The organism is Lichenicola sp. (assembly GCF_965198575.1).
In the GTDB taxonomy this organism is placed as follows: Bacteria; Pseudomonadota; Alphaproteobacteria; order Acetobacterales; family Acetobacteraceae; genus Lichenicola.
Genome location: NZ_OZ240671.1, coordinates 1,007,078 through 1,018,993, shown reverse-complemented (window position 1 = coordinate 1,018,993; position 11,916 = coordinate 1,007,078). Strand labels below are relative to the sequence as shown.

Below are 11,916 nucleotides of genomic sequence, written 5' to 3'. Positions count from 1 at the left end.
GGCTTCGAAATGCAGAAAAGGCGGGGACCCGTGAAGGTCCCCGCCTCTCGATCGTGATCCGGTGCTACTGCGCGGCTTCGGATTCGCGCTCCGAACCGCTGCCGTCTCCGTCGCCATCCTCCTCGTCGTCGGGCTTCGGCGCGGGGGCCGAATTCCCGATATAGTCGAAGGCCAGTTTGCCGTCCTTCAGGCTGACATTGACCGCACCGCCATGCACCAGCTTGCCGAACAGCAGCTCCTCGGCGAGCGGCTTCTTGATGTGCTCCTGGATGACGCGAGCGAGGGGGCGCGCACCATACAGACGGTCGTAGCCACGCTCCGCCAGCCACTCCTTGGCCGAGGACGACACCTCGATGGTGACGTTGCGGTCGGCGAGCTGCGCCTCGAGCTGGAGCACGAACTTCTCCACCACGCGCCCGACGATCTCCGGCGTGAGGCCGGCGAACGGTATGATCGCGTCGAGGCGGTTGCGGAACTCGGGCGTGAAGATGCGCTTGATCGCCTCCTCGTCCTCGCCGGCACGGTTGTCACGGCCGAAGCCGATCGCCTCGCGCGTCAGGTCGGCCGCACCCGCGTTGGTCGTCATGATCAGGATGACGTTGCGGAAATCGACCGTCTTGCCGTTGTGGTCGGTGAGCTTCCCGTGATCCATGACCTGCAGCAGGATGTTGTAGAGGTCCTGGTGCGCCTTCTCGATCTCGTCGAGCAGCAGCACCGCGTGCGGATGCTGGTCGATGCTGTCGGTCAGCAGGCCGCCCTGGTCGAAGCCGACATAACCCGGCGGGGCGCCGATCAGCCGCGAGATCGAGTGCCGCTCCATGTACTCGCTCATGTCGAAGCGGATCAGCTCGATGCCCAGCGTGCTGGCGAGCTGCTTGGCCACCTCGGTCTTGCCGACGCCGGTCGGGCCCGAGAACAGGTAGTTGCCGATCGGCTTCTCGCTGTCGCGCAGGCCGGCACGGGACAGCTTGATCGCCGCCGACAACGCCTCGATCGCGCGGTCCTGGCCGAACACCATCGACTTCAGGTCACGCTCGAGCGACCGCAGCGTCTCCTTGTCGTCCGCGGACACGCTCTTGGGCGGGATGCGGGCGATCTTGGCGACCATCTCCTCGACGTCGCGGAGCGTCACGACCTTGCGGCGCTTCTCCTCCGGCTGGAGCATACGCGACGCGCCGACCTCGTCGATGACGTCGATCGCCTTGTCCGGAAGCTTGCGGTCGTGGATGTACTTCACCGCCAGCTCGACGGCGCCGCGGATCGCCTCGTCGGTGTAGCGGACCTTGTGGTGCTTCTCGTAGTTCACCTTCAGGCCGCGCAGGATCTTGACCGCATCCTCGACCGACGGCTCGTTCACGTCGATCTTCTGGAAGCGACGGACCAGCGCCCGGTCCTTCTCGAAGTGCTGGCGGAACTCCTTGTAGGTGGTCGAGCCGATGCAGCGCAGCGTGCCCTGGGCCAGCGCCGGCTTCAGCAGGTTCGACGCATCCATCGCCCCGCCCGAGGTCGCGCCGGCACCGATCACCGTGTGGATCTCGTCGATGAACAGGATGCCGCCCGGGTTGGCCTCGAGTTCGGTCACGACCGCCTTCAGCCGCTCCTCGAAATCGCCCCGGTAGCGGGTGCCGGCGAGCAGCGCGCCCATGTCGAGCGCGTAGATGGTCGACTTGGCCAGCACCTCGGGTACGTCGCCCTCGACGATGCGCTTGGCGAGGCCCTCGGCGATCGCGGTCTTGCCGACGCCCGGATCACCGACATAGAGCGGGTTGTTCTTGGTGCGGCGACACAGGATCTGGATGGTGCGCTCGATCTCCTGGTCGCGCCCGATCAGCGGATCGATCTTGCCGGCCTGCGCCTTCTTGTTGAGGTTGACGCAATAGGCCGACAGCCCGTCCTGCTGCTTCGAGCCGCCACGGCCACGCTCCTCGCGCTCGCCTTCCGGGGTGTCGCCGCTGCCGGCGGATCCCTGGGTCGGCCGGGACGAGGTGCGGCCCGGCGCCTTGGCGATGCCGTGGCTGATGAAGTTGACCGCGTCGAGCCGGGTCATGTCCTGCAGCTGCAGGAAGTACACGGCGTGGCTCTCGCGCTCGGAGAACAGGGCGACCAGCACGTTGGCGCCGGTCACCTCGTCGCGTCCGGAGGATTGCACGTGGATTGCCGCGCGCTGCACGACGCGCTGGAAGGCGGCGGTCGGCTTCGGCTCGCTGGAGCGGTCGGAGGCAAGGCCGGCCAGGTCCTTGTCGAGGAACTCGGTCAGGTCGGCACGAAGCTTGTCGAGGTCGACGCCGCAGGCCCGCAGCACCGTCGCCGCGTCCCCGTCATCGACCAGGCCCAGCAGCAGATGCTCGAGGGTGGCGTACTCGTGCCGGCGCTCACCCGCGAGGGAAAGGGCACGGTGCAGCGTTTGTTCCAGGTTGCGTGATAGCATGGTTGACGCTCCTTCGCCGATCGGACCAGACGGACTGCAGCCAACCAAGCTGAGTCACCGTCGCGCATCGCCTCGCGACCATTCGTCATCTTGGAGGTAAATCTACAGAAGGCCAGTAAAAAACCGGTTTAGAATTTGGAGGGTGCTGGCCGCTCGAGGGCCGGCTCGCCGGCCACTGGAGATGGGAGCGTGCGCCGGCGTTTACATCCCCGCCAGCGGGCGGTCCGAACCTGGCGCGATGGCCGCCTCAGTCCTTTTCGATCGTGCACTGCAGCGGGTGCTGGTTCTGGCGCGCCAGATCCATCACCTGGGTGACCTTGGTCTCGGCAACCTCATAGGTATAGACGCCGCACACACCGACGCCGCGCTTGTGGACGTGCAGCATGATGCGCGTCGCCTCGTCCCGCGACTTCTGGAAGAAGCGCTCCAGCACGTGCACGACGAACTCCATCGGCGTGTAATCGTCGTTCAGCATCAACACCTTGTACATGGCAGGCTTGCGCGTCTTGGGACGCGACTTCACCACCACGCCGACATTTGGCAGGTCGGGATTGTTGGTCTTGTCGTTGTCGCTGAGGTGGGGGTCGCTCATACGTGCTGGGACCTGGCGAAGCTTGCGAAAACCGGCGCTGGGGCCGGTAGAAATAACGTCGGAGCGCATGCTGGCACCATATTGGAACTCCGACGCGCGGTGAAAGACCCAGCTGCCGGAAAAGCACGGACCGTTGCCTGATGAGGTTGCGGTCAGGAGTTGCCTCCAACCCCCAAGGATCAGTGCCAAGCCGTTGGCATTCGTGGAATTAACCTGGACGTAAGATTTACGTGCCAATAGTATCGACAGAGATAGCGAGGGGGTGCAGATGGCGCCACGTTTCGAGGATCATGGCGCTTCAGGTCCGGCAACCCTTGCTGGTGCCCAAATGCCGACGCGTGGCTGGTCGAAGCGACTGACGAAGGCTGCGAGCCTGGGCGCGCTGTTCGGCATGGCCGTGGTGGGCGTCGTCGCGGCTCCGGTCTCGGCGCGGGCCCAGTATGTCGGCCAGCTCAGCACCTTCGTGATGGACGCCAACACCGGCGCGGTGCTGCAGCAGGGCAATCCCGACCTCCAGCGCTATCCCGCCAGCCTGACCAAGCTGATGACGCTGTATCTTGCGTTCGATGCGATCCGAGCCAACCGGATCTCGCTAGACCAGGCGGTGCCGGTCTCCAGCCATGCCGCCTCGATGGAGCCGTCCAAGCTCGACCTGGTGCCTGGCAGCTACCTGACGGTGGAGCAGGCGATCCTTGGGCTCGTCACCAAATCGGCGAACGATGCCGCGTGCGCCCTTGGCGAGCTGCTGGCGCAGGGCGACGAGCAGGCCTTCGCGCAGATGATGACCCAGAAGGCGCGCTCGCTCGGCATGAGCAACACGACCTTCCGCAACGCGTCAGGGCTGCCCGATCCGGAGCAGGTCTCGACGGCGCGGGATTTCGCCACCCTGACCCGTCACCTGATCCAGGATTTCCCGGACCAGTACCACTACTTCTCCGTGCCGGCGTTCATGTTCCACGGCCGCGAGGTCATGAACCATGACCCGATGCTGCAGATCTACCCGGGCGCCGACGGCCTCAAGACCGGCTACACCGTCGATGCCGGCCGCAACCTGGTGACCTCGGCGGTGCGCGGCAACGTGCGTCTGATCGGCATCGTGCTGGGCGCGCGCACCAACCCGCAGCGCAGCGCGGTGATGGCAGAGCTGCTCGACCAGGGCTTCCAGCAGGAGGGCGTGCCGGTCGAGGCGCGGCCGATGATGCGGGCCCGTCGCATGCCGCTGGTGCTTGCCTCCGACACGCTCGGCGACAGCCAGGCTGCTCCGGTGCTTCGCCAGGGCCGTTTCGGACGCCACGTCGCCCGCTTCCGAGGCAGCCGGCTGATGCTGCGGCTGGCGGCGGCGCATGGTTCGGCCATGGTTCGGTCCGGTGGAGGTCATGGCCCGCGGGTCCGACTGACCGGTGCGCGGGTGCATTTCGCCGCCGCCGTCGGCAGGGTGACCGGGCACGGTCACGCGCATGGCCGGGGCCGTTACCAGAAGGGCTGAGCTGCCGGATCCTGCCTGGTCGGTCGACTGCTCGCCGCCGGGCGTGGTTGCGTATTGCCGCGCACCATATGACAGTCCTGTGCGTTGACGGTCGCAGCCTCGGTTGCGCGGCCGCGGCATGACCGGTGCATAGGCAGCAGGTCCCAGGAAAGGTGCCAGACATGGACGGCGAGACGGACGGGCGTCGGATCATCATCCACTCGCCGGCAGATTTCGAAGGCATGCGGGCGGCCGGGCGACTGGCTGCCGAAACCCTCGACATGATCACCCCGCATGTTCAGGTCGGCGTCAGCACCGACACGCTCGACCGGATCATCCACGAGTTCACCCTCGAGCGCGGCGCCATTCCGGCGACCCTCAACTATCGCGGCTATCCGAAATCCTGCTGCATCTCGATCAACCACGTCGTCTGCCATGGCATTCCCGGCGACCGGCGGCTGCTCGACGGCGACGTCCTCAACATCGACGTCACGTCGATCGTCGATGGCTGGTACGGCGACAGCAGCCGGATGTACACGGTCGGCACGGTGTCGCGCCGGGCTGCGATGCTGATCGACGTCACCTACGACTGCCTGATGCGCGGCCTGGCGGTGGTGAAACCGGGTGCGACACTGGGCGATGTCGGCCACGTCATCCAGAGCTACGTCGAGGCCAACCGCTTCTCCGTGGTGCGCGACTTCTGCGGCCATGGTATCGGCCGCCGCTTCCACGAGCCGCCGAACATCCTGCATTTCGGCCGGCCGGGCGAGGGCACGGTGCTGCGGCCGGGCATGTTCTTCACCGTCGAGCCGATGGTCAATGCGGGCCGCCCGGACGTGAAGGTGCTCGACGATGGCTGGACAGCGGTCACCCGCGACCGCAGCCTGTCGGCACAGTTCGAGCACATGATCGGCGTCACCGAGGAGGGTTGCGAGATCTTCACCCTGTCGCCGGCCGGCCTGACCCGTCCTCCGTACGCAACCGCCGCATGAGGCGACCCGTGCGTTCGCTGGCGGTTGCACTTGCCACCTCGCTCACCGTCTCGTCGCTGGCCTCTGCCGCGCCACCCCCTGCAGCCACGCCCGCTCCGGCCGCCGCTCCCGGGGGGTGGGAGGGTGGCGACCCGCTCGCCTTCGGTCCGGCGGCTGCGGTTCCGGCACATCCGGTGTCGGTGTATGGCCGCCACGGCATGGTGGTGACCGCCCAGAAGCTGGCCTCGGAGGTCGGGGCCGGGATCCTGCGCCAGGGCGGCAATGCGGTCGATGCGGCGGTGGCCGTCGCCTACGCGCTCGCAGTGGTCTATCCGGCAGCCGGCAACATTGGCGGCGGCGGCTTCATGACGCTGCGCCAGCCCGACGGGACCGCGCTGTTCCTCGATTTTCGCGAGCATGCCCCGCTCGCCGGCACCGCCACGATGTTTCAGGATGCACAGGGCAACGTGGTGCCTGGCCTGTCCGAGGATGGCTGGAAAGCCGTGGGCGTCCCCGGCACGGTTGCCGGCATGGATGAGGCGCTGACCCGTTGGGGCCACCTGAAGCGCGCCGTCGTGATGGCGCCGGCGATCCGCCTGGCCCGCGACGGCTACGTCCTCGGGCCTGGCGACGTGATGCTGCTGCACACCGCCACCGACGGCTTCGCGCATGATCCCGATGCCGCGCGCATCTTCCTGCATTCCGACGGCACGCCGTACGAGGCCGGCGAACGCTTCGTGCAGGCCGAACTCGCGGACACGCTGGAGCGGATCAGCCGGGGGGGCGCGTCGGCGTTCTACCGCGGTCCGATTGCTGCGGCCATCGTCGCCGCAAGCCGGAAGGATGGTGGCATCCTGGCCACGGCCGACTTCACCGCCTACCACACCCGCATCCTGCCACCGGTTCGTTGCAGCTATCACGGCTTCACCATCGACACCGCACCTCCGCCGAGTGGTGGCGGCGTGGCCTTGTGCGAGATCCTCAACATCCTCGATGGCGACGACCTGCACGCGCTCGGGCTGCGTTCCACAGCCGGGGTGCAGCGCCAGGTCGAGGCGATGCGGCATGCCTTCAGCGACCGGCAGAACCTGGGCGACCCGGCCTTCGTGCACAACCCGGTGACCAGGCTGGTCGATCCGGCCTACGCCGCCGCGATCCGCCACGACACGCCGACCGATCATGCGGTGCCATCCAGCAGCCTGACGCCGCTCGATCCAAAGCCGCAGCGCGTGGCGCAAGCGGGTGCCAGGCCCGCCGCGGGAGAGAAGCCCGAAACCACGCACTTCTCGATCATCGACCAGGAGGGCAGGGCGGTCTCCGTGACCTACACCCTGAATGGCTGGTTCGGCGCCAAGGTGGTGGCGGGCCACACCGGTATCGTCATGAACGACGAGATGGACGACTTCGCCTCCAAGCCGGGCTCGCCGAACATGTATGGCCTGGTCGGTTCAACGGCGAATGCCGTGGCGCCCGGCAAGACCCCGCTTTCGTCGATGTCGCCCACCATCCTGTCGCGCAACGGCCATGTGGTGATGGTGATCGGCAGCCCCGGTGGATCGCGGATCCCGACCATCACGCTGGAGGCCATCCTGGCGGTGGTGGATGGCGGCCAGACGATCGCCGAGGCGGTCAACATGCCGCGCATCCACGAGCAATGGATGCCGGCGCCGATCGAGGCGGAAGCCGGCGCGCTCTCGCCGGACGTCGTGGCGGGGCTGCAGGCGATGGGCTACCAGGTCAAGCCGCACGAGAACTGGGGCTCGGCCGAAGGCATCCTGGCCGGCGGCGCATCGCTGGCGGCGTCTGCGGGCGGTGCCAGGGGCGGCTATTATGGCGGTCTCGATCTGCGTCACCCTGGCGGCGCTGCGGTCGGCGAGTAGCGGCGTTCAACCGAAGCGCGGCAAGGCCGGCAGCCATGCCGGCCAGTGTCCGTGCCGCATGACGTCGTGGCTGCCCTTCACCATCAGCTCGATCGACACCGCCAGCACGATCAGCAGCCCGACCCAGGCGATCCAGCGGTAGCGCTCGAGCAGCCCGGCGACGAACGAGGCCGCTGCTCCCATCAGCCCGACCGACACCACCAGCCCGGTGATCAGCACCCAGAGATGCTGTTGCGCGGCCCCGGCTACCGCGAGCACGTTGTCCAGGCTCATCGACAGGTCGGCGAGGATGATCCGCAGCATCGCGCTCCGCATGGCGCCCGGCGCGGCGGGACCGTCCTCGGCGACCACCACCCCACTTGCCCGCGTCTGGTGCTGGACCCGCAGCTCGCGGAACATCCGCCAGCACACCCAGAGCAGCAGCAGCCCGCCCGCCAGCATCAGCCCGACGATCGCCAGCAGCTGCAGCGCGACCGTCGCCAGCGCGATCCGGATGACGGTGGCGGCGATGATGCCGAACAGGATCGCGATCCGTCGCTCGCGTTTCGGCAGTCCCAGCACCGCCATGCCAACCACCACCGCATTATCGCCGGCCAGCGTCAGGTCGATCACCAGGACCTGGGCGAGGTCGAGCAGTTGCGGCAGCAGATGATGCGGGATCGGCATGGGCACTCCGTCGGATCACGCCTGCACTGAAGCGCGGTCCGTGCTTAAAGCCATTCTGCAATCGGCATAAGCAGTCCCGGTCAGGGTCGGCGCCCCTCCACCTCGTTTAAGGATGTCTTCATGGTTCCACGCTATTCACGTCCGGCGATGGCCGCGATCTGGGCGCCGGAAAACCGCTACCGCATCTGGTTCGAGATCGAGGCGCTCGCCGTCGAGGGGATGGCCGCCCTCGGGCTGGTGCCCGAGCAGGCGGCGGCCGACATCCGCAGCCGTGGCGATGCCGCGATGGCTGCGTTCTCTGCGGACGACCTCGCGCGCATCGACGCGATCGAGGCCGAGACCCGGCACGACGTGATCGCCTTCCTGACCTGGCTTGCGGAAAAGATCGGGCCGGAGAGCCGCTTCGTGCATCTCGGCATGACCTCGTCGGACGTGCTCGACACCTGCTTCGCGGTGCAGCTCGCCCAGGCGTCCGACCTGCTGCTGGCCGATATCGACTCGGTGCTGGCAGCCCTCAAGCGCCGGGCGTTCGAGCACAAGCACACCCTGACCATCGGCCGCAGTCACGCGATCCACGCCGAGCCGACCAGCTTCGGGCTGAAGCTCGCCGGCCACTACGCCGAGTTCGCCCGCAACCGGCAGCGGCTGCTGACCGCGCGCGCCGAGATCGCCACCTGCGCCATCTCCGGCGCGGTCGGCACCTTCGCGCATGTCGATCCGCGGGTGGAGGAGTTCGTGGCGGCGCGTCTGGGGCTGACCCCGGAGCCGGTCTCCACCCAGGTGATCCCGCGCGACCGCCATGCGGCGTTCTTCTGCACGCTGGCGGTGGTGGCGAGCGGCATCGAGCGGCTGGCCGTGGAGGTGCGGCACCTGCAGCGCTCCGAGGTGCGCGAGGCGGAGGAGTTCTTCCATCCCGGGCAGAAGGGCAGCTCGGCGATGCCGCACAAGCGCAACCCGGTGCTGTCGGAGAACCTGACCGGCCTGGCGCGGCTGGTCCGCAGCCACGCGATCCCGGCGCTGGAGAACGTCGCCCTCTGGCACGAGCGCGACATCAGCCACTCGTCGGTGGAGCGCAATATCGGCCCCGACGCCACCATCGGCCTGGATTTCGCGCTCTCGCGCCTGGCCGGCATGATGGAGAAGCTGGTGATCTACCCCGAGCAGATGCTGGCCAACCTGGAGAGCCTGGGCGGCGTCGTGCACTCCGGCGAGGTGCTGCTCGAGCTCGCACGCGCCGGCATCCTGCGCGAGGACGCGTACCGGATCGTACAGCGCAACGCGATGTTGACCTGGACCGCACTCGGCAGCGGCACCGCCCGCAGCTTCCGCGAGAACCTCGACTCGGACCCCGAGGTCGCCGGCCGGGTGTCGCCGGAACTGCTCGACCGGGCGACCGATTCGATGCGCCATCTGGCGGCGCTGGATGCGAGCTACACGCGCGTCTTCGGCGAGGCGGGCCCGGCGCAGGCGGAGTGAGCAGTAGGATTAACAGAGTGTTGTAACGACAGGACGGGTCTGCAGATGCCGCCATTGACAGTCCACGTCGTCCATGTCGCATTGCGGCATAATCGTGTGGTCCCGCCGTATGGCGGTTGCAGGCTTCGGGTTCAATAGATCGTGTGCACCGTCATCGTCTCGACCACTCCCGGCGATCAGTGGCCGCTCCTCATCGCCGCCAACCGCGATGAGCGGCTGGAGCGTCCGTGGGAAGGGCCTGGTCGCCACTGGCCGGATCATCCCCATGTCATGGGACCTCGCGACGTGCCGGGCGGCGGCACCTGGCTTGCGGTCAGCGATGGCGGGGTGATTGCAGCGGTGCTGAACCGGGTCGGCAGCCTGGGTCCGGCGCCGGGCAAGCGCTCACGGGGCGAGTTGCCGTTGATCGCGGTGGCCGAGGCGACGGCGCAGCAGGCGGCGCAGGCGGTGGCGGCGACCGATGCCGGACGCTACCGCTCCTACAACATGATCATCGCCGATCGGCATGGCGCCTTCTATCTGTGCGGGCTCGGTTACGGCCACGCCGAGATCACGCCGCTCGAGCCTGGCCTGCACATGGTTGCGACCGCAGCACCCGATGACATGACAATCCCGCGGATCGGCCGCCACCTGCCGCGGTTCCAGGCCGCTGCACGCCCTGCTCCGCCGGACTGGGGAAGCTGGACGGCTCTGCTGTCGGACCGGTCGCTCCCGGCCGGCAGTGAGCTCAACATTCCGCCCCGATCGGGCTTCGGCACCAGCAATTCCTCCATGGTCGGGCTGCCGGGCAGCGCCGACCAGCCTCCGAGCTGGATGTTCGCCGCCGGACCGCCGGACCGGGTGCCGTTCGAGGCGATATCGTTCGTCGCCGATCGCGTCGCTGTCGCGTCCTGAGCAGCCGCCGATCGGACAGCCGTCACCTGGCGGGAGTGTCCGGCACGGCGGTGTCCAGGCGCTGCTGTATCATCGGGGATCGGACGCTGCTATACCGCGCCCGCACCGCCGGAACCGGCTTGCACAGCCTGTAAAAGGACCGTCATGGCCCGCCGTCGACAGCTCTATGAAGGAAAGGCCAAGATCCTCTTCGAGGGTCCCGAGCCGGGCACGCTGGTCCAGTATTTCAAGGACGATGCCACTGCCGGCAACGGCGCCAAGAAGGGCATCATCACCGGCAAGGGCGTGCTGAACAACCGCATCAGCGAGCATCTGATGCTGCGGCTGCACGATATCGGCGTGCCCACGCATTTCGTGCGCCGGCTCAACATGCGCGAGCAGCTGATCCGCGAGGTCGAGATCATCCCGCTCGAGGTCGTGGTGCGCAACGTCGCCGCCGGCAGCTTGAGCAAGCGGCTTGGGATCCCGGAGGGCACCCGCCTGCCGCGGTCGATCCTCGAGTACTACTACAAGAACGACAGCCTGAACGACCCGATGGTGGCCGAAGAGCACATCACCGCATTCGGCTGGGCCTCGACCGCCGACATGGACGACATCGTGGCGCTGGCGCTGCGCATCAACGACTTCCTGACCGGGCTGTTCCTGGGCGTCGGCATCACGCTGGTCGACTTCAAGCTGGAGTTCGGCCGGCTGTGGGAGAACGAGGACATGCGCCTCGTGCTGGCCGACGAGATCAGCCCGGACAATTGCCGCCTGTGGGACACCAAGACCAGCGAGAAGCTCGACAAGGACCGCTTCCGCCGCGACATGGGCCGCGTCGAGGAGGCCTACCAGGAGGTCGCGAAGCGTCTCGGCATCCTTCCGGAGGCCGGGAACAACGACATGAAAGGTCCCGAGGTGATGCAGTGAGGGTCCGCGTGACTGTCATGCTCAAGGACGGAGTGCTGGATCCGCCGGGCAAGGCGATCGGGCATGCGCTGCACACGTTGGGCTTCCCGAACGTCGGCACCGTTCGCGCAGGACGGGTGATCGAGCTCGAGCTGGACGAGACCGACCCTGGCCGTGCCAAGGCGCAGGCGGACGAGATGGGCCGCAAGCTGCTGGCCAACCTGGTGATCGAAACCTTCACGACCGAGGTAGTGCGATGAGCAAGCTGAACACGGCGCTGCTGCTGGCGTCGATCGCGGTGGCGGGGTCCGCCACCGGTGCGCAGGCGCAGCGTTTGAGCGCGTTGCCCGCCGCGCGGTTCTTCCAGAACTGCCAGGCACGCGCCGGCGGAACAGTGTGCGACGCCTATATCAGCGGGCTGTCGGACGGTGTGACGTTGAGCGAAAGCAGCGTCGGCAAGGGACCCGACGGCAAGCCACGCGTGGTGCCGACGATCTGCGTGCCGCCGATGTCCGGCACCGCCTTGCGCATGTCCGTCATGACGTGGCTCTCCTCGCACAGCGACAAGCTGCAGGGCGATGTCGGCCCGGCCGTGCATGCGGCGCTGCTCGCCCAATTCCCCTGTGTCCCGGGTGCGGGCAAGTAGCCATGAAGGC

11 protein-coding genes are annotated in these 11,916 nt (G+C 67.6%); 8 read left to right on the top strand and 3 right to left on the bottom strand.

Going from position 1 to position 11,916, the window contains the following annotated elements:
- Positions 1-64: 64 nt before the first annotated feature.
- On the bottom strand, positions 65-2,428 hold the full coding sequence (gene clpA / locus ACOEQ2_RS04825) for an ATP-dependent Clp protease ATP-binding subunit ClpA (protein ID WP_419730250.1): 2,364 nt from the start codon (positions 2,426-2,428) through the stop codon (positions 65-67).
- Between the two features lie 247 nt (positions 2,429-2,675).
- On the bottom strand, positions 2,676-3,020 hold the full coding sequence (gene clpS / locus ACOEQ2_RS04820; RefSeq protein WP_419730249.1) for an ATP-dependent Clp protease adapter ClpS: 345 nt from the start codon (positions 3,018-3,020) through the stop codon (positions 2,676-2,678).
- 328 nt (positions 3,021-3,348) lie between these two features.
- Here clpS and ACOEQ2_RS04815 point away from each other — a divergent pair, with 328 nt between their 5' ends.
- The 3 genes from ACOEQ2_RS04815 to ggt all read left to right on the top strand — a co-directional run bounded on the left by ACOEQ2_RS04815 (position 3,349) and on the right by ggt (position 7,336).
- Complete coding sequence (locus ACOEQ2_RS04815; protein ID WP_419730248.1) at positions 3,349-4,506, top strand: D-alanyl-D-alanine carboxypeptidase family protein; 1,158 nt, start codon at positions 3,349-3,351, stop codon at positions 4,504-4,506.
- A gap of 161 nt (positions 4,507-4,667) precedes the next feature.
- Positions 4,668-5,477 carry a type I methionyl aminopeptidase gene (map, locus tag ACOEQ2_RS04810; protein WP_419730247.1) on the top strand — a complete coding sequence of 270 codons (810 nt, stop codon included), beginning with the start codon at positions 4,668-4,670 and terminating at the stop codon, positions 5,475-5,477.
- On the top strand, positions 5,474-7,336 hold the full coding sequence (gene ggt, locus ACOEQ2_RS04805; protein ID WP_419730246.1) for a gamma-glutamyltransferase: 1,863 nt from the start codon (positions 5,474-5,476) through the stop codon (positions 7,334-7,336). Before map ends, ggt begins: the two co-directional genes overlap by 4 nt.
- 6 nt (positions 7,337-7,342) lie before the next feature.
- On the opposite strand, the gene ACOEQ2_RS04800 is transcribed toward ggt, so the two are convergent.
- Positions 7,343-8,002 (bottom strand): YjbE family putative metal transport protein, encoded by a 660-nt coding sequence (locus ACOEQ2_RS04800; protein ID WP_419730245.1) that lies wholly within the window; start codon positions 8,000-8,002, stop codon positions 7,343-7,345.
- Positions 8,003-8,122: 120 nt separating this feature from the next.
- Here ACOEQ2_RS04800 and purB point away from each other — a divergent pair, with 120 nt between their 5' ends.
- From purB to ACOEQ2_RS04775, 5 genes are all read left to right on the top strand, one after another.
- A complete protein-coding gene (gene purB / locus ACOEQ2_RS04795) occupies positions 8,123-9,478 on the top strand; it encodes an adenylosuccinate lyase (protein ID WP_419730244.1) in 1,356 nt (451 codons plus the stop codon).
- Positions 9,479-9,619: 141 nt separating this feature from the next.
- Entirely contained in the window at positions 9,620-10,372 is a 753-nt protein-coding gene (locus ACOEQ2_RS04790) for an NRDE family protein (RefSeq protein WP_419730243.1), read from the top strand.
- Positions 10,373-10,516: 144 nt separating this feature from the next.
- Entirely contained in the window at positions 10,517-11,281 is a 765-nt protein-coding gene (purC, locus tag ACOEQ2_RS04785; RefSeq protein ID WP_171834422.1) for a phosphoribosylaminoimidazolesuccinocarboxamide synthase, read from the top strand.
- Complete coding sequence (gene purS, locus ACOEQ2_RS04780; RefSeq protein WP_419730242.1) at positions 11,278-11,520, top strand: phosphoribosylformylglycinamidine synthase subunit PurS; 243 nt, start codon at positions 11,278-11,280, stop codon at positions 11,518-11,520. Before purC ends, purS begins: the two co-directional genes overlap by 4 nt.
- Entirely contained in the window at positions 11,517-11,906 is a 390-nt protein-coding gene (locus ACOEQ2_RS04775; protein WP_419730241.1) for a Rap1a/Tai family immunity protein, read from the top strand. The genes purS and ACOEQ2_RS04775 overlap by 4 nt, the downstream gene beginning before the upstream one ends.
- Positions 11,907-11,916 lie beyond the last annotated feature (10 nt).